Below are 17,546 nucleotides of genomic sequence, written 5' to 3'. Positions count from 1 at the left end.
GTGCGCAGCATGTGCGGATTCTCGGGCTCCGGCTAGGGGCTCGTCCGGGGCGCTCGCCCACTATCGGGGTACGGGGTGATCCCGGAAGACGACTTCCGGTCGTCTTGTGGCTGGTCGCACGCTTCCCCGCACCCCGCGCGGGGCTACAGCAACGATTTCAAAGTTTCCGCCAACAGGTCCCAGCGCCATTTCTCCTCGACCCACTCCCGCCCCCGCTGCCCCATGCGTTCCCGCAGCTCCCGGTCGCCGAGGAGGGTGGTGACGCGGTCGGCGGCCTCCTCCGGGGAGCCGCCGCGTACGACCCAGCCGGTCTCGCCGTCCAGGACGGCGTCGGGGGCGCCGCCGGAGTCGCCCGCGACGACGGGCAGTCCGGTCGCGGAGGCCTCCAGGTAGACGATCCCCAGCCCTTCCACGTCCAGTCCGCCCCGGCGGGTGCGGCACGGCATGGCGAAGACGTCACCGGCGCCGTAGTGGGCGGGCAGCTCGGCCCAGGGGACGGCACCGGTGAACCGGACGTGGCCGGCGACCCCCGTCTCGTCGGCGAGCCGGCGCAGCTCCTTCTCGTACGGTCCGCCGCCGACGATCAGCAGCACCGCCTCCGGCTCCTTCGCCAGGATGCCGGGCATCGCGCGGACCAGTGTGTCCTGCCCCTTGCGCGGCACCAGCCGGGAGACACACACGACGACCGGGCGGTCGGTGAGCCCGAGCCGGGCCCGGACCTCCGCGCCGCCGGAACCGGGATGGAAGGTCTTCTCGTCGACACCGGGCGGCAGCCGGACCATGCGCCCGGCCGCGTCCGGCGTGAGCGCCGCGGCGATCCGGGAGCGGGTGTACTCGCCCAGGTAGGTGATCGTGTCCGTGCCCTCACCGATCCGCCGCAGCAGCTGCCGGGCGGCGGGCAGCTGTGCCCAGCCCGCCTCGTGGCCGTGCGTGGTGGCCACCAGCCGCCGCGCGCCCGCCCGGCGCAGCGCGGGGGCCATCAGACCGAGCGGGGCCGCGGCGCCGAACCAGACCGACGTGCAGCCGTGTTCCCGCAGCAGCGAGACCGCGCGGCGGGTGACGGCGGGCGTCGGCAGCAGCATGGTCGTCCGGTCGCGTACGACGGTGAAGGGCTGCTCGGCGTCGAAGTCGGCCGTCGCCCGGACGCCCTCACGGCTCCGCTTCCACGTCGAGGCGTAGACGACGACCTGCTCGGGGTCCAGCCGCAGCGCCATGTTGTGCAGGAACGCCTGGATACCGCCGGGCCGGGGCGGGAAGTCGTTGGTGACGATCAGGGTCTTGTGCATCGCCGCCGACCCTACCGAACCGCCGCCGGCACCCGCCCCGGCACCTCGGCCCCGGCCCCGGCCCCGGCCACGTCGCACGGCCGCTTCACAGGCAGGCGGGGGATCATGTCCCTCACAGACGCGGAACGCGGGGCGGACGGACAGGGACTCACGTGGCTCACAAGGACATGACGGGCTCGCGACGGCTGCCGTCGGGACTGCTCACGCTCTGGGCCGCGACCCGGCTGCTCCTGCTGCTGTTCGTCTTCAAGGTGTACGTCTTCCCGGGCCCGGACGTCACCGGCGACGTCTCGGTGATCTACCACGGCTGGTACGAGACCCTGCGCACGGGAACGTATCCCCAGGGCGATGTCACCTGGCAGTACCCGCCCGCCGCCGCCCTCGCGATCCTCTCCCCCGCGCTGCTGCCGTTCCTGGACTACGCGTCGGCGTTCTTCGTCCTCGCCCTCCTCGCCGACCTGACGGTGTTCGCGCTGCTCCTGTACGCGGGCACCCGGCCGGGGAAGACCCTGCGCGGCGCGGGAGTGTGGGCGGTGGGCCTGCCGCTGCTCGGCCCGACCGCGTACGCCCGCTACGACGTGATGGTGACGGCGGTGGCGGTCGCCGCGCTCCTCGCCGGGAGCCGCCATCCGCGCGCGATGGGGGCGCTGACGGCCTTCGCGGCCCTGCTGAAGGTCTGGCCGGCGCTGCTGCTCCTGGGCGCGCGCGGGCGTACGACCTGGGCGTGGGCGGTGGGCACCGGCCTCACGGTGGCCGCCCTCTTCGCCGTCTCCATGCCCGGCGCCTTCGCCTTCCTGACGTTCCAGCGGGACCGGGGCACCGAGGTGGAGTCGCTGGGCGCCCTCGTCCTCCACGTGGCCCGGCAGTTCGGCTGGGACGGCGAGGTGCTGCTCAACTACGGCTCGGTGGAGTTCCTCGGCGAGCATGTGGACACCGTGAGCGACGCGGCCCTGCTGCTCAGCGGGGTGGCGTTCGCCTGGCTGCTGCTGTGGCGGGCGCGGGCCCGGCGGTTCGCGCCGCACACGCTCGCGGACGCGGCGTTCGTGGCGGTGCTGATGTTCACGGTCACGAGCCGGGTGATCAGCCCGCAGTACATGGTGTGGCTGGTCGGCCTCGCCGCGGTGTGCCTCTGCTTCCGGGCGAGCCGTATGGGTCTGCCCGCCGCCCTGGTCCTGGGGGCGTCCTTCGTGACCGTCCTGGAGTTTCCGATCTGGTTCGACCGTGTCGTGGCCAGCGACTGGCTGGGCGTCACGCTCCTCCTCGTCCGCAACGGCCTGCTCGTGCTCGCGGCGCTGCTCGCGGCGGTGGGGCTGTGGCGGGAGACGGTGCCGGGGGCCGTGCCGGGGCCCGTGCCGGAACCCGTGCCGGGCCGGGGCGCCCGCGCGGCCGAGCGGCTGGGGTCCTGAGCGGCGGTGTCCGGGGGTGCGTGGTCGGGTGCGGGTCCGGGGGTGCGTGGTCGGGTGCGGGTCCGGTGGTGCGTGTCGGGTGCGGGTCCGGTGGGGGCTGGTCGCGCAGTTCTTCGCGCCCCTGAAAGGCCGGGGCTGCGCCCCGCGCCTGTCCGGCCCGCCACCCGCACTCGACCACGCACCCCCACCTCACCCCAGTTGGACCCGCATGTACTCCCGCCATCGCCCCGTGAAGTCCCCGGCCGTCGTCCCCAGCACCTCCCGCAGCGCCCCCTCCACCGCCCCCTCCCGCGACGCGTGCGCACCGACCGCCCGGTAGAACGCGTCGAGGCGGGCCTCGCCCCAGCGGTCGGCGATCATGCGGCAGGCCAGCCAGCCCCCCTCGTACGCCTCGGCGAGCCGGCCGGAGTCGCCGGAGAAGCCGAAGTCGGAATCGGCGGGCAGGTCGGCCGGGGCCCTGCCGTCCGCGACGGCGCGCCGCAGTTCGGGGGCCACGTCGGCGGCCGTGCGGCCGGTACCGCGGTAACCGACCCAGTCCGCGTAGCCCTCGGAGAGCCAGAGAGGGGTGGACGCGTCGGTATGGGCGCGGGTGGCGACGTGGGTCGTCTCGTGGGTGAGGACGACCTGCTTGCCGAGGTCGCCGAGCAGGGCGTACGCGTCGGGGTTGACGACGATCCGGTCCGCCGGGGCCTTCGCCGCGCCCCCCGCCTCCCCGGTGGTGACCGCCGCGATCCCCCGGTACCCGGACGCCGGCGCCCCCAGCAGCCCCGCCATCTCCTCCAGCGACTCGGGGACGACCACCACGACCCGCCGCGCCCAGTCCCCGCCCCACGCCTTCGTGACGGCGGGCACGGCCCGGTCCGCCAGCGCCACGTACTCCCGTAGGTCCGCCGCCGGCCGCCCGACCCCCAGCACGAGGCTGTGCGCCCCGCGCACGGCCCGTATCCGCCCCTGCTCCCACAGCTGCTCGGTGCCCTCCTCCGAGGGCTCGTCGGCGGCGACCCGCCACTTCCCGTCATCGTCCCGGACGAGGCTCAGCGTCCGTGCGGCGGTGACGGGCGCCCGGTCGTAGCCGCGTATCCGGTAGCGGAGGGCGGCCTCGGCCGTGGCCCGGTCGCCGGAGCGGTGGAAGGTGGTGAGGTCGTAGGACCAGGAGGCCAGCGGCAGGCCGCGGAGGTTGGTGAACTCGGCCTCTCCGGTGGCCAGTTGACCGGTGCCGGGGGAAGCCGCCTCGGTGGCGCGGTAGGCCGCCCCGTCCCGTTCCAGCACCGCCGTGGCGCGGCGGTCGAGCATCCGCCGCACGTCGGCGCGGTCCGGGTCGGGCGCCGCGGGCCCCCCGCAGCCGGCGAGGAGGGCGAGCGCGAGCGCGGCCGCCGGGAGGACCCGTCCGGGGCCCGGGAGCACCCCGGACCCGTCACGTGTCGTGCGCCTTCGACCAGCCACGTTCCGATCGTACGGGGCCCCGGTCGCCGGCCGGCGGGGCGGCCGGGACCGTGCCGCGGTCAGGGACGGGTGACCGAGGCGATCGGCATCATGCCGACGGGGTCGTGGCGGACCGGGGCGCCCGGGTAGGGGGCGTGGATGACCTGGCCGTTGCCGACGTACATGCCGACATGGCTGGCGTCGGGCCGGTAGGTGACGATGTCACCGGGCTGGGCCTGGGAGAGCGGCACCTGGGTGCCGGCGTACCGCTGGGCCTGCGAGGTGCGTGGCAGGCCGACACCGGCCTGTCCGTACGACCAGACCATCAGGCCGGAGCAGTCGAAGCCGTGGGGCCCGGTGGAGCCCCATACGTACGGCTTGCCGAGCGCGGAGCGGGCGGCGGCGACGGCGGCGGCCGCGCGGCCGTTGGGTGCCACGGCCGCGGAGGGGTCGGGCATGCCGGTCCGGCCGGAGGCGGTGGAGCGGGAGGCCCGGTCGTACGCGGCGCGCTCCTCGTCCGGGAGGGAGTTGAGCAGCCGGCGGGCCGCCGCGAGCTTCCCCTCGACGGCCCGCTTGTGCTCGGCGACGGCCTTGCGGTTCTTCTCCAGCTCGGCGAGCTTGCCGCCGGCCTCCGCACGGTCCTGGGAGAGTTCGCGCATGGCCTGCCGCAGGTCGTGGAGTTCGCCCGCCTGGTGGACGCTGATGCGGTCCAGGGCGGCTGCCGTGTCGAGGTAGTCGTCCGGGTCGTCGGAGAACAGCAGCGCGATCGAGGGGTCCACGGCGCCGGAGCGGTACTGGGCGCCGGCGAGCGAACCCAGCGACTCCCGCATGGCGTTGACGCGGTCCTGCTGGCGGGCGATCGAGTCCTGCGCGGTACCGACCTGCTCGCGCAGCTCGTCGGCGCGCTCGTCGGCCTTGTTGTAGGCCTCGGTGGCCCGCTCGGCCTCCTCGTACAGCCGGTCCACCTCGGCCCGGGTGGTGTCGTGCGGCGCGGCGGCGGCCTGCTGGACGGGGATGGCGCCGAGGGCGGCGGCAGCGGCGGACAGCACACCGAGGGCGGCGGCCGCGCCCCGGTCGAACCCGGACGGTACAAGGCGACTGTGGGACACCACGGGAAGCCGCACTCCCTTCGACGACGGACAGGGCCCTCCCGTGGCCGGGGGACGGCCCCGCCGGGGGCGTGCTCACGGCGGGTGAGGGAGGCGCGGCCGACAGTAGCCGCGTGACCGTGTCACAGCCAAAGACCTCGGCGACCACACAGCGTGACGTCAGGGCTGGGACCCAGGTCACCGGCGGGGAAAGGGGTCAGCGCGAGATGAGGGAATTCGCCCGTTCGGGCGGCACTGTGTCCTGATCTTGAAGAAGAACGGGGCCGGTCGTCACACGGTGTGACGGTCGGCCCCGTTTTCTTCAGGCGCGGGAGTGTCAGCCGACGACGCGGACACCGAACTGGAAGGAACCGATGGTGTCCATCGACTCGTAGCGGACGACCTTGCCCGGATACGGGGCGTGGATGACGGTGTTGTTGCCGGCGTACAGGCCGACGTGACCGAGGTTGTTGAAGAACACCAGGTCGCCCGGCATGAGCTGGTCGCGGCCGATCTTCGTACCGTCGTTCTGCTGCGTGTACGTGGTCCGGGTGATCGACACACCGGCCTGGGCGTACGCCCACTGGGTCAGCCCGGAGCAGTCGTAGGAGTTGGGGCCGCTGCCGCCGGAGACGTAGGGCTTGCCGAGCTGCGTGTCCGCGGCGGCGAGGGCGGCGGCGCCCCAGCTGGAGGCGGGCGCCTCGTCGCCGAGTTCGACGCGGTCCCCGGCGTCGCGGCTCGCGCGGGTCTCCTGCTCGTCCAGGGACGCCTTCTCCGCGGCCGTCAGGCTGTTGAGGAGCCTGTTCGCCGCGGCCAGCTTGTTCTGGACTTCCTTCTTCTTCTTGGCCAGGGTCTCGCGGGTGTCCGCGAGGTCCTCCAGCTTCTCCGTGGCCTCCTGGCGCTGCTGCGCGAGCGCGCGCTGCCTGTCCTGGATCTTCTTGAGCGCGTCGACCTGCTGGCTGGTCAGCTGGTCGAGCGTGGCGGCCTTGTCCAGGTAGTCGTCCGGGTCGGCGGAGAGGAAGAGCTGGATCGAGGAGTCGATGCCGCCCGAGCGGTACTGGGCGCTGGCCGCCAGACCTATGCCCTCACGCAGCTCGTTGAGTTCTTCCTGACCCTTGGCGACGTTGTCCTGGATCGCGGAGATCTCCTTCTCGAGCTTCTCCTGCTTCTCCTCGGCCCCGTTGAGCTTGTCCGTGGCCCGCCCGGCGTCCTCGTAGAGCTTGTGGACCTTGGCCTTGACCTCGTCCTTGCTGGGCTTCTCCGAGGGCGCGGCGTTGGCGGCCTGCGAGGAGATGGCCACGGCAGCGGCGGCAGCGGTGGTGAGCACGGTCACACGCGCTCGGCTCGGCTGCTTCGGTCGACGGTGGGACGCCACGGTAGGTGAACTCCTTCATAGGAGCGACCGGCCGGCGGGGACTCCGGCGACGATCACCCGTTCAGAGGTTTGAGCCCAGACCCTAGTGACCCAATGGTGATCACTTCAAATCCCCCACAGGAAAATTCCCACCCCACGGCGCACAATTTACACTCAACACACATCCAGTAATGCCCGGTTGACGCTACGTTGCGCAACAGTTCCGTCAATTCGGGCATAGCGCCTGTTCGTTGCCGTTACGGGCGGACGGCTCCGAATGGTCAGGAAAGCCGCTTGAGGAGCACCGCGGACGCCACCGGACGGGCGCCCGCCTTGGCGATCCCGTCGGCCACCTCGCGGTCGGTGGAGGCGACGATGACGGGCCGGCCGGGCGGCTCGGCCCGCACCAGCTGACGGATCAACTCGTCGGCGGTGACACCCGGCTTGGAGAACAGCACCCGCACCCCGCGCGGCGGCGCGAGCAGCACCGGCGCGGCCAGCTCGGCCCCGTCGAAGACACAGGTGACCTCGGCACCGGTCTGCGCGGCGAGCTGGGAGAGCTGTCCGAGGAGCCTGAGGCGCTGCTTCTCCAGCGGCATCTGCGGATAGCCGGTCTTGGTCACGTTGTAGCCGTCGACGACGAGATGCGCCTGCGGCAGCGCCAGCAACTGGTCCAGGATCGCCGGGTCGTTCTCCGACAGGGCGCGGGCGGCGATGTCCTTCGGGGTCATCCGCCCCGGCTCGACCGCGTCGACGGTCTCGGCGGGCCGTACGGAGACCGGCGGCAGCGCCAGCTCCCGCCGCAGCCCCTGGGCCGCGTCCAGCACCGTGTCGAGCAGCAGCCGTACGCGCATGTCCTCGACGCTGCGGCCCTCCCGGGCGGCCCGCCGGGCGGCCTCCAGGGCGGCTTCCGCCTCACCGAGCCTCGCCTTGAGCCGCCGGCTCTCGCTCTCGGCCGCGGACACCTGGGCGTGGCTCTCGGCGCGCACGGTCTCCGTCTCGGCGTGCAGCTTGCGCAGGGCGGCCTCGCCCCGCTTGACGTCGCTGAGGGCGGCCCGGAGCTTGCGGTGCAGGGAGTCGGCCTCCTTCCGCGCCGCCTCCAGCTCCGTACGCAGCCGCTCCGTCTCGGACTTGGTGTGGGCGCGGGCCTCGGCGAGCTGCTCGCGCAGCCGGTCCAGCTCGGCCCGGCTCTCCTCGTCGGCGCGCTCGGCGTCGGCCCGCAGGGCCTCCTCACCGGCGGCGGCGACCAGCTTGACCCAGCCGGTGGGACGCAGCACGTAGGCCGCGGCCGCCACGTCCAGGGGGTCCGCGGCCGGCGGCGGCGCGCCCGTGTCGAGGGCGCCGGCCAGCTCCGGGTGGGCCTCACGGAACCGCTCGCCGATCCGCTGTCTGAACAGCGTGTCGCTCTCCACGGCTGCCGCCATCGCGTTCCCGGCGAACTTCACCCGGCGGGTCGGGGTGAACCGGGCGTACTGCCTGAGCTGTGCGGGCAGTTCGCCGACGGTCAGGCCGCCGAAGCCGTCCGAGACGATCTGCACGACCCGTCTGCGCACGCCCTCGGGCAGCGGACGGTCGAGCACCTCGGCGGCGCCGTCGCCCGGCCCCCCGCCTGCGGTCTCCACCATCCGTCACCCCAATGTCTGTGCGGACCGGCTCCCTCAGGAGTCGGCGTCCGGCCTGTCCACGAGTTCCACCTGGTCCACGGCGTTGCACCAGCGGCAGCGCACCGACTCGATGGTCTCACTGACCACCTCGCGCTCCTCGACGTTGGGCTGCCCGGCGAGGTCGAGGTGCACGTACTCGACGACCTTCGACGAGCGGGTCACGTCGAACCGCGTGAGATTGCCACAGAGCGTGCAGCGCCAGCGGGTGGTGTCCGTCGGCAGGGGAACCGTCATCGTGGCTGCTCTTCCTTCTTCCAGTCTCCGTGAAGCGCCGGCGTCCCGGTGCTTGTGGCTCGTAACCCTACGGCCTGACCGGCACCGGACGCCTGTTCGCCCACGGCGGCGGCGCCGAACGGTTCCGGCGAGGCGCCCGATCCGCGCCGGCGGCGAGGCGGTCTGTGCTGGTGGGTCCGGTTACGTCATGCTCTGCGCATGATCGGCAAGTGGGTCACCCCGGCCGCCCGGGCCGTACGGAACGAGTCGGCGCCCGTCACGTACGGACTGATCGCCGTCTGCTGCGCGATCTTCCTGATCGGACCGGCGGCGGGCGTCAACCCCGTGTACGGCACCGGGGACGAGCTGCTCGCGGCGCAACGGGCGTACTTCCACCGCTGGGGCGTCGTCCCCGTGGAACTCTTCGGCGGCGCCCCGCGTGCGGCGCTCACCCCCCTCACCGCGCTCTTCGTCCACGGCAGCTGGCTGCACCTGCTGGGCAACATGCTCTTCCTCTTCGTCTTCGGGGCGATGGCCGAGGAACGCATGGGCCGGGTGGCGTTCGCCCTGTTCTACGTGAGCTGCGGCTACCTCGCGCTGGTGGCGTACGCGGCGGCGCACGCCGGGTCGCCCCAGTCGCTGGTCGGCGCCTCGGGGGCGATCTCGGCGGTCCTCGGCGCGTTCCTGTACCTGTTCCCCCGGGCGCGGGTGACGAGCCTCCTGCCGTTCCTCTTCTTCCTCCCGCTGCGGTTCCCGGCGTGGGTGACCCTGCCGTTCTGGGTGAGCCTGCAGTGGCTGGCGGCGGGACGGCAGACCTCGGGGCCGGGCGTCGCCTATCTGGCGCACCTGGTGGGGTTCGGACTGGGGTTCGTCTACGCGTGGGGGCGTTACGGCCGTAGGGCTAGAGTGAAACCGCCAGCGGACGCGTCGAAGAACGTCCCTGCTCCGGCCCCCGAGGGAGAGAACCAGCCGTGATCACCGCGATCGTCCTCATCAAGACCAGCGTGGACCGGATTCCGGAGATCGCGGAGTCGATCGCCGCGATCGACTCCGTGACCGAGGTGTTCTCCGTGACCGGTACGTACGACCTGGTCGCCATGGTCCGGGTGAAGGAGCACGAGGACCTCGCGGACGTGATCCCCGGCCGTATCAGCAAGATCCCGGGCGTTCTCGGCACGGACACGCACGTCGCCTTCCGCGCCTACTCCCAGCACGACCTGGAGGCCGCATTCGCCATCGGGCTGGACGGCTAGCGGCCTCTCGCGCGGCCGGACGCACCGGCGGTGGCGGTCAGACCGCCGGGACGCAACGGCCGTCCTCCGTGCGGTAGTTCCACCGCGCGCCGTCCCGCACCAGCTCCTTGACCGCTCCCAGGAACCGCTCCACGTGCTCGTCGGGGGTGCCCGCTCCGAAGCTCACCCGGATCGCGTTGAGGGAACGTTCGCCGGGGGCCGCCTCGGGGGCGCCGCACTCGCCCTGGGTCTGCGGGTCGGTGCCGAGGAGGGTACGGACGAGGGGGTGGGCGCAGAAGAGGCCGTCGCGTACGCCGATGCCGTACTCGGCGGAGAGGGCGGCGGCGAAGTGGGAGCTGTTCCAGCCCTCGACGACGAAGGAGAGGACTCCGACGCGCGGGGCGTCGTCGCCGAAGAGGGTGAGGGTCCGCACCTCGGGCACCTCGGCGAGCCCGGCCCGTACGGTGTCGATCAGATACCGCTCCCGGGCGACCAGGGTGTCGAACCCGGCCTCGGTGAGGGCCTTGCAGGCGGAGGCGATGGAGTAGGCGCCGATGACGTTGGGCGAGCCGGCCTCGTGGCGGGCGGCGCTCTCGTGCCACTCGACGTCCACGCCGCCGTCCGTCCGCCGGGTCACCTTGCGGCTGGCACCGCCGCCCGCGAGGTACGGGTCGGCCTCGCGCAGCCAGTCGGCGCGCCCGGCGAGCACGCCGGACCCGAACGGCGCGTACAGCTTGTGCCCCGAGAAGGCGACCCAGTCCACGTCCAGCTCCCGTACGGAGACGGGGTGGTGGGGCGCGAGCTGGGCCGCGTCCAGCACGATCCGCGCACCGTGCGCGTGCGCGGCCGCCGCCAGCTCCCGCACCGGCCAGATCTCCCCGGTGACGTTCGAGGCACCGGTGACGCACACCAGCGCCGGCCCGTACGGGTCGCGTGCCGCGAGGGCGGTCTCCAGGGCGGCGACGGCCTGCTCCGGCGTCCGGGGCGCGTCCAGGTACGTCACCCGCGCGTCCCGCCAGGGCAGCAGCGAGGCGTGGTGCTCGGTCTCGAAGACGAAGACCTGGCAGTCGGTGGGCAGGGCCTCGGCCAGGAGGTTCAGGGAGTCCGTCGTCGAGCGGGTGAAGATCAGCTGGTCGTCGGCCCGGCAGTCGAGGAACTCGGCGACGGTCTTCCGGGCGTTCTCGAAGAGGTCCGTCGACAGCTGGGAGAGGTACCCGGCGCCCCGGTGCACGCTCCCGTAGTACGGCGCGTACGCCGCCACGTCGTCCCAGACGCGCTGCAGGGCCGGGGCGCTGGCGGCGTAGTCGAGGGCGGCGTAGGTGACCTCGCCACCGGTGACGAGCGGGACGGTGACATCTCGCCCCAGAACGGGCAGCGGGGCACAAACGGACTGGTCGGCGGCAAGGGTGGAGACAGACATGGCGAACTCCCGTGAGGGGCATGCCGAAGCGAGGCATGCGGAGGAAAGAGAGAAAAGGGTGCGCGGAGGCGGGGCTCGGCGGCCCTATCGCATTCGCTTGCTCACGGAAGAACTCCCTCGAAGCCGCGCTTGCCGTAGACCTCGCTGCCTACGGCCCGGTCTTCACCCGGGGCACCCCGCCACGGAAGGAGGGTTGCCGGACAGCCAGCCGGGGCTATGGGCTGTCACTCATGACCTGAACCAGAACGTACGCGAGGTGATCGTCGCGCCGCAACTCGTGTCCGGATGGCGGGATGGGGCCTGAGGGGTCGGGGGCGCGGGTTTCGCCGACGAGTGCGGGTCCGGTGGGGCTTCTCGCGCGGCTTCGTCAGCGGGTGCGGGTCCCGTGGGGCTTCTCGCGCAGTTCCCCGCACTCCTGAAAAGCAGGGGCTGCGCCCCGCGCGTTTCCCCCCGCCCCACCGGACCCGCGCCCGAAGGACTACCGGTTGGTGGCCGCGACCCACCGTTCGAGAGCCTGCCGCGCCGCGCCGGAGTCGATCGACTCCGCGGCCCGTTCCATCCCACCGCGCAGCTGCTCCGCCAGCGAAGCCGACGTCGGCTCCAACGCCACCAACGCAGCCGCCGAGTTCAACAGCACCGCATCCCGCACCGGCCCGGTCTCCCCGCCCAGCAACCGCCGCGCGACATCCGCGTTGTACGAGGCGTCGGCCCCCCGCAGCGCCTCCACGGGCACCAGCTCCAGCCCCACGTCGCGCGGATCGAACGCCTCCTCGGTGACCTTGCCGTCCCGGACGACCCACACCCGTGAGGTCGCCGTCGTCGTCAGCTCGTCGAGCCCGTCGTCACCGCGGAAGACCAGTGAGGAGTTGCCGCGTCCGGCGAAGACACCGGCCATGATGGGCGCCATCCGGGGGTCGGCGACCCCGACCGCCTGGGCCCGCACCTTCGCCGGGTTGGCCAGCGGCCCGAGCGCGTTGAAGACCGTCCGGATGCCCAACTGCCCGCGCGCGGCGGCCACATGACGCAGCGCCGGATGGAACTTCACCGCGAAGCAGAAGGTGATCCCGGCCTCCTCCGCGACCTCGGCCACCCGCTTCGGCGTCAGCTCCAGATTGACGCCCAGCTTCTCCAGCACGTCGGACGCCCCGGACGCCGACGACGCGGCCCGGTTGCCGTGCTTGACGACCTTCGCGCCCGTACCGGCGACGACGATCGACGACATCGTGGAGATGTTGACCGTCTTGGCGCCGTCCCCGCCCGTGCCGACGATGTCGACGGTCTCCCCGGCCACCTCGATCACATTGGCGTGCTGGTACAGCGCGTCGACGAGGCCGGTGATCTCGTCGACGGTCTCCCCCTTGGCCCGCAGCGCCACCACGAACCCGGCGATCTGCGCGTCCGTCGCCTCGCCGCGCATGATCTGGTCCATCGCCCAGAAGGTGGCGCCGGCGTCCTGGTCGTGCCCGGACAGCAGCGCGTTCAGGACCGCCGGCCAGGAACGGCCCGCCGCGGTGTCGCCTCCAGCGGGGGTCACAGCGCTCATAGCCGCTCCTGGGTGTCGTAGACGAGACGTGGAAGAAGGTGAACCCCACCCTATCCAGCCCCGGGCACGGCGAAGGGCCCCCGTCCGAAGATCGGACGGGGGCCCTTCGACCGTGGTGTGGCGAAGCGGGACGATCAGTGGTGGCCGTGGCCGCTCGTGATCTCCTTGTACTCCTCGACGGTGGGCTTGGCGATCTGGCTGTCCTCGCCGTAGTAGCCCTTGCTCAGCTTGGCGCGGAGCTTCGACAGGCGCGTGATCTTGCGGGCGACACCGTTCTCGTCGACCGCGGCACCGATCTCGGCCGGCGCGTACTGCTCGTGCGCCGTGAGCGTGTGCAGCTGCTCCTGGCTGAGCGGCTCGTGGACCTCGATGAACTCACCGTGCGGCAGACGCTTGATGATGCCGGTCTCGCGACCGTGCAGCACCTTGTCCTTGTCCCGGCGCTGCAGGCCGAGGCAGATGCGCTTGGTGACGACGAACGCGACGACCGGGGCCACGAAGAACGCGATCCGGACGAACCAGGTGATCGAGTTGATCGACAGGTGGAAGTGGGTCGCCCAGAGGTCGTTTCCACCACCGATCAGCAGGACCATGTACCAGGTGATCCACGCGACGCCGAAGCCCGTACGGGTCGGGGCGTTGCGCGGGCGGTCCAGGATGTGGTGCTCGCGCTTGTCGCCGGTGATCCAGGACTCGATGAACGGGTAGACCGCGATCGCCGCCAGGACCAGCGGGAAGATCACCAGCGGGATGAACACGCCCAGGACGAGCGTGTGACCCCAGAAGTTGACCTCCCAGCCCGGCATGACACGGATCAGGCCCTCGGAGAAGCCCATGTACCAGTCGGGCTGGGCGCCGGTGGACACCTGGTCCGGCCGGTAGGGACCCATGGTCCAGATCGGGTTGATCGTGGCGATCGCCGAGATGACCGCGATGACGCCGAAGACCAGGAAGAAGAAGCCTCCGGCCTTCGCCATGTACACCGGGAGCAGCGGCATGCCGACGACGTTGTTGTTCGTCTTTCCGGGGCCCGCGAACTGCGTGTGCTTGTGGTAGAAGACCAGGATCAGGTGCGCCACCAACAGGCCGAGCATGATGCCCGGCAGCAGCAGGATGTGGACCGAGTAGAAACGGGCCACGAAGTCGCCGCCGGGGAACTCCCCGCCGAAGAGGAAGAACGACAGGTACGTGCCGACGATCGGCACGGACAGGACCGCGCCCTCCATGAAGCGGACACCGGTGCCGGAGAGCAGGTCGTCCGGGAGCGAGTAACCGGTGAAGCCGGTGAACATGCCGAGGACGAACAGCAGGAAGCCGAACAGCCAGTTGACCTCACGCGGCTTGCGGAACGCGCCCGTGAAGAACACGCGCATCATGTGCACGAACATGCCGGCGAGGAAGATCAGCGCCGCCCAGTGGTGGATCTGCCGGATCAGCAGACCACCGCGCACCTCGAACGAGATGTGCATGGTCGAGTTGAACGCCTCGGACATCAGCTGGCCCTGCAGCGGGACGTACGGGCCGTGGTACTCCACCTCGTTCATCGACGGGTGGAAGAACAACGTCAGGTACACACCCGTGAGGATGATGATGATGAAGCTGTACAGGCAGATCTCACCCAGCATGAACGACCAGTGGTCGGGGAAGATCTTGCGCATGTTGGACTTGGCCAGGGAGTAGATCCCGAGCCGGCCGTCGGCCCAGTCGGCGACGCGCTCGCCGGCCGGTGCCTTCTCGCGCTTGTCGCGCGAGCCGGTGGTGGTCGTAGTGCTCATCCGCGCTCCCAGAAGGCAGGACCGACGGGCTCATCGAAGTCGCTGACCGCTTCGAGGTAGCCGTCTTCACCGACGGTGATCCTCAGCTGCGGAAGGGCGTGACCCGCGGGGCCGAAGATGACCCGGCCGCCGTCGGCGAGGTCGAAGGTGGACTGGTGGCAGGGGCAGAGCACGTGGTGCGTCTGCTGCTCGTACAGGGAGATCGGGCAGCCCACGTGGGTGCAGATCTTCGAGAACGCCACGATGCCCTCGTGGGACCACTCCAGCTCGCGCTTGTCCTTGATGTCGTCCGGCTGGATCCGGACGATCATCAGGGCGTCCTTGGCGATGTTCTTCTGGAAGTCGTGGTCGTGCTCGTCCAGGCCCTGCGGCATGGCGAAGGTCAGCGACCCGACCGCGACGTCCGAGGGACGCAGCGGCTCGTTGGTGTTCATGTTGAGGAGCTTCTTGCCCTTGGCCCAGGTGGTGTGCCGCAGCTTGGTGCCGGGCGCCGGACCGAGGCCGCCCAGCAGCATCACACCGGAGAGCGGGAACAGGGCCAGCGCGCCGAACATCGTGGTGCGGATCAGCTTGCGACGGCCGAGCACGGACTCCTTGGCACCATCCGCGAAGTCCGCCAGGACCTTCGCCTTGACCTCGGGCGGGGCCTCGATCGGGTGGCGCTCGTCGGCGACCTCCACGTCCGACATCAGCGTGCGGGCCCAGTGGACCGCGCCAGCGCCGATGCAGAACAGCGACAGGCCCAGCGTCATACCCAGCGCGAAGTTCAGCGCGCTGATGTGACCGATCGGCCAGATGTAGACCGCCTTGTCGACATCGATCACCAGGTACGAGGCGATGAAGGCGACGGTGGCCAGCATCGACACCGTGAACATCAGGGCGACCGTCCGCTCGGACCGCTTCGCGGCCCGCTCGTCGATGTCCTGGACACGGTGTTCGTGGGGCGGGAGGCCGGGGTCCGCGAAGGGGTTCTTCTCGTCCGCGACCTGCACCGCACCATGGGCGTTTGCCTGCTCGGTGGGCAGGTTCTCTTCTGGAATCTCTTGGCTACTCATGACTTCTTGGCCTTTGCGGTCCGAGCGGCGACCCAGACGGCGACGGCGATCAGCGCGCCGAGCCCGAACACCCAGCCGAAGAGGCCTTCGCTGACCGGGCCGAGTCCGCCGAGGCTGAGGCCACCGGGCTCCACGGTGTCGTCGCTGTTGACCGCGTCGAGGTACGCGATGATGTCCTTCTTGTTCTCCTCCGACAGCGTGGTGTCGGGGAAGGACGGCATGTTCTGCGGGCCCGTCTGCATGGCCTCGTAGATGTGCTTCGGGTCGACACCCTCAAGGCTCGGCGCGTACTTGCCCTCGGACAGCGCACCACCCTTGCCGGTGAAGTTGTGGCACTGAGCGCAGTTCGTCCGGAAGAGCTCGCCGCCCTCGGCGATGTCCGCGCCCTCGGGGTTGTACTCGTTGTCGGTCGGGATCTCCGGGCCGGCACCCAGCGACGAGATGTACGCCGCGAGCTGGTCGATCTCGGCCTGCGAGTAGATGACCTTCTTCTTCGGGACCTGCGCGCCCGGCTGCTGGGCCGGCATACGGCCGGTGCCGACCTGGAAGTCGACGGCTGCCGCGCCCACACCCACCAGGGGCGGACCGTCGGAGGTGCCCTGACCGCCGGTGCCGTGGCAGCTGGCGCAGCCTACGGCGTAGAGCTTCTTGCCCTCCTCGATGGTGAGGGTCTGGGCGGTTTCGTCGGCCTGCGCCTTGTCCGCGGGGGCGAAGGCGGTGTACAGCCCCGCGCAGGCCGCCAACGCGATGAATAGGACGACGACCGCCGCCAGCGGATGGCGTCGTCGTGCGGAGAGCTTTTTCACGGATTACCCCGGTGTCAGGATCTTCTGCGTCGGTGCTTCTGGAAGGGTCGTTCTCGGTTCGAGGCAGGCGTTCGGTCCGCCCGGCCCGGCCGCCCGGTCTACTTGATCATGTAGATCGTGGCGAAGAGGCCGATCCAGACGACATCGACGAAGTGCCAGTAGTAGGACACGACGATGGCCGCGGTCGCCTGCTCGTGGGTGAACCTCTTCGCCGCGTAGGTGCGTCCGAGGACCAGCAGGAAGGCGATGAGACCGCCCGTCACGTGCAGGCCGTGGAAGCCGGTGGTCAGGTAGAACACCGAGCCGTACGGGTCGGACGAGAGCGACAGGCCCTCGTGCTTGACCAGCTCGGTGTACTCGAAGACCTGACCGCCGATGAAGATCGCACCCATCACGAACGTGACGATGAACCACATCCGGAGCTTCTTCACGTCCCCGCGCTCGGCGGCGAACACGCCGAGCTGGCAGGTGAGGGAGGAGAGCACCAGGATCGTGGTGTTGGTCGCCGAGAACGGGAAGTTCAGGGTGCCGGCCTTCTCGTGCCAGAACTCCGGACCGGTCACCGATCGCAGGGTGAAGTACATCGCGAAGAGGGCCGCGAAGAACATCAACTCGGAACTCAACCAGATGATGGTTCCGACGCTGGTGAGGTTCGGCCGGTTGACCGACGGGTGCGCGTGCCCGGTTTCTACTGTCGTTGCTGTCGCCACGACCGACATTATGTCGGTCGCTTATCCCGCCCTCACTCCGGGGGGTGCCGTTCGGAGTGTTGCTCCCTTCCGTACCGGTGCTGACGTGGTCTTCGAGGGAGTAGCATCCGCGCATCGGGCCTGTCCTTAAAGACGCTGACGTCACGGAGGAACAATGCAGCCGACCGCCACGGTGCTGGTCTACAGCGACGACTCCAACACCCGGGAGCAGGTGCGGCTCGCGACCGGTCGCCGCCCCGCTCCGGATGTGCCGGCCGTGGAGTTCGTCGAGTGCGCGACCCCTGCCGCCGTGATCAAGGAGCTGGACAGGGGCGGGATCGACGTCTGCGTCCTGGACGGTGAGGCCGTGCCCATGGGTGGCATGGGCGTGTGCCGGCAGATCAAGGACGAGATCTTCGAGTGCCCGCCCTCGCTGGTGCTGATCGGACGGCCGCAGGACGCGTGGCTGGCGACGTGGAGCAGGGCGGACGCGGCGGTGACGCTGCCGGTGGAGCCGGTGGAGTTCGCGTCGGCGCTGGCGTCGCTGCTCCGTGGGAAGCGGGCGCTGAGCGCCTAGCCGGCTCCGAGGACCG

Annotated in this window: 16 protein-coding genes and 1 riboswitch; of the genes, 4 read left to right on the top strand and 12 right to left on the bottom strand. The window is 71.1% G+C overall.

Annotation, left to right across the window (positions count from 1 at the left end; all coding sequences use genetic code 11):
• Nucleotides 1-143: 143 nt before the first annotated feature.
• A complete protein-coding gene (locus tag ACZ6BB_RS16775) occupies nucleotides 144-1,286 on the bottom strand; it encodes a glycosyltransferase family 4 protein (protein ID WP_471615919.1) in 1,143 nt (380 codons plus the stop codon).
• 167 nt (nucleotides 1,287-1,453) lie between these two features.
• Here ACZ6BB_RS16775 and ACZ6BB_RS16770 point away from each other — a divergent pair, with 167 nt between their 5' ends.
• Nucleotides 1,454-2,692, top strand: coding sequence for a glycosyltransferase 87 family protein (locus tag ACZ6BB_RS16770; protein ID WP_471616160.1), 1,239 nt, complete (start codon nucleotides 1,454-1,456; stop codon nucleotides 2,690-2,692).
• 189 nt (nucleotides 2,693-2,881) lie between these two features.
• Here ACZ6BB_RS16770 and ACZ6BB_RS16765 read toward each other — a convergent pair whose 3' ends face one another.
• From ACZ6BB_RS16765 to ACZ6BB_RS16745, 5 genes are all read right to left on the bottom strand, one after another.
• Nucleotides 2,882-4,096 (bottom strand): Cif family virulence factor, encoded by a 1,215-nt coding sequence (locus tag ACZ6BB_RS16765; RefSeq protein ID WP_471616159.1) that lies wholly within the window; start codon nucleotides 4,094-4,096, stop codon nucleotides 2,882-2,884.
• 98 nt (nucleotides 4,097-4,194) lie between these two features.
• Nucleotides 4,195-5,226 (bottom strand): C40 family peptidase, encoded by a 1,032-nt coding sequence (locus ACZ6BB_RS16760; protein ID WP_471615918.1) that lies wholly within the window; start codon nucleotides 5,224-5,226, stop codon nucleotides 4,195-4,197.
• Between the two features lie 313 nt (nucleotides 5,227-5,539).
• Entirely contained in the window at nucleotides 5,540-6,577 is a 1,038-nt protein-coding gene (locus ACZ6BB_RS16755) for a C40 family peptidase (RefSeq protein ID WP_471615917.1), read from the bottom strand.
• A 260-nt stretch (nucleotides 6,578-6,837) separates the two neighbouring features.
• Nucleotides 6,838-8,181 (bottom strand): NYN domain-containing protein, encoded by a 1,344-nt coding sequence (locus tag ACZ6BB_RS16750; protein WP_471615916.1) that lies wholly within the window; start codon nucleotides 8,179-8,181, stop codon nucleotides 6,838-6,840.
• A 33-nt stretch (nucleotides 8,182-8,214) separates the two neighbouring features.
• Nucleotides 8,215-8,454, bottom strand: a complete 240-nt coding sequence (locus tag ACZ6BB_RS16745; RefSeq protein WP_383889656.1) for a hypothetical protein — start codon at nucleotides 8,452-8,454, stop codon at nucleotides 8,215-8,217.
• A gap of 198 nt (nucleotides 8,455-8,652) precedes the next feature.
• On the opposite strand from ACZ6BB_RS16745, the gene ACZ6BB_RS16740 reads away from it, so the two are divergent.
• Both ACZ6BB_RS16740 and ACZ6BB_RS16735 read left to right on the top strand, forming a co-directional pair.
• Nucleotides 8,653-9,408: a rhomboid family intramembrane serine protease gene (locus tag ACZ6BB_RS16740; protein WP_471615915.1), complete on the top strand. Its 756-nt coding sequence runs from the start codon at nucleotides 8,653-8,655 to the stop codon at nucleotides 9,406-9,408.
• Nucleotides 9,405-9,686, top strand: coding sequence for an Lrp/AsnC family transcriptional regulator (locus ACZ6BB_RS16735; RefSeq protein WP_005478309.1), 282 nt, complete (start codon nucleotides 9,405-9,407; stop codon nucleotides 9,684-9,686). Before ACZ6BB_RS16740 ends, ACZ6BB_RS16735 begins: the two co-directional genes overlap by 4 nt.
• Before the next feature lie 37 nt (nucleotides 9,687-9,723).
• On the opposite strand, the gene ACZ6BB_RS16730 is transcribed toward ACZ6BB_RS16735, so the two are convergent.
• The 6 genes from ACZ6BB_RS16730 to ctaE form a co-directional block, all read right to left on the bottom strand.
• Nucleotides 9,724-11,085 carry an aminotransferase class V-fold PLP-dependent enzyme gene (locus tag ACZ6BB_RS16730; RefSeq protein ID WP_471615914.1) on the bottom strand — a complete coding sequence of 454 codons (1,362 nt, stop codon included), beginning with the start codon at nucleotides 11,083-11,085 and terminating at the stop codon, nucleotides 9,724-9,726.
• Between the two features lie 120 nt (nucleotides 11,086-11,205).
• A riboswitch (SAM riboswitch) is annotated at nucleotides 11,206-11,321 on the bottom strand.
• A gap of 242 nt (nucleotides 11,322-11,563) precedes the next feature.
• Nucleotides 11,564-12,628 carry an anthranilate phosphoribosyltransferase gene (gene trpD, locus ACZ6BB_RS16725; RefSeq protein ID WP_471615913.1) on the bottom strand — a complete coding sequence of 355 codons (1,065 nt, stop codon included), beginning with the start codon at nucleotides 12,626-12,628 and terminating at the stop codon, nucleotides 11,564-11,566.
• 134 nt (nucleotides 12,629-12,762) lie between these two features.
• A complete protein-coding gene (gene qcrB / locus ACZ6BB_RS16720) occupies nucleotides 12,763-14,403 on the bottom strand; it encodes a cytochrome bc1 complex cytochrome b subunit (protein ID WP_471615912.1) in 1,641 nt (546 codons plus the stop codon).
• Nucleotides 14,400-15,458, bottom strand: a complete 1,059-nt coding sequence (gene qcrA / locus ACZ6BB_RS16715) for a cytochrome bc1 complex Rieske iron-sulfur subunit (protein WP_471615911.1) — start codon at nucleotides 15,456-15,458, stop codon at nucleotides 14,400-14,402. The genes qcrB and qcrA overlap by 4 nt, the downstream gene beginning before the upstream one ends.
• Complete coding sequence (gene qcrC / locus ACZ6BB_RS16710) at nucleotides 15,455-16,264, bottom strand: cytochrome bc1 complex diheme cytochrome c subunit (protein WP_471615910.1); 810 nt, start codon at nucleotides 16,262-16,264, stop codon at nucleotides 15,455-15,457. Before qcrC ends, qcrA begins: the two co-directional genes overlap by 4 nt.
• 98 nt (nucleotides 16,265-16,362) lie before the next feature.
• Nucleotides 16,363-16,983, bottom strand: coding sequence for an aa3-type cytochrome oxidase subunit III (gene ctaE / locus ACZ6BB_RS16705; protein ID WP_005478323.1), 621 nt, complete (start codon nucleotides 16,981-16,983; stop codon nucleotides 16,363-16,365).
• 145 nt (nucleotides 16,984-17,128) lie between these two features.
• Here ctaE and ACZ6BB_RS16700 point away from each other — a divergent pair, with 145 nt between their 5' ends.
• Nucleotides 17,129-17,530, top strand: a complete 402-nt coding sequence (locus tag ACZ6BB_RS16700) for a response regulator (RefSeq protein ID WP_383896334.1) — start codon at nucleotides 17,129-17,131, stop codon at nucleotides 17,528-17,530.
• Nucleotides 17,531-17,546: the final 16 nt, after the last annotated feature.

It is taken from the genome of Streptomyces sp. NPDC041108, assembly GCF_055592645.1.
The sequence above is the reverse complement of the archived record's forward strand: the minus strand, read 5'-3'. Positions and strand labels throughout refer to the sequence as shown.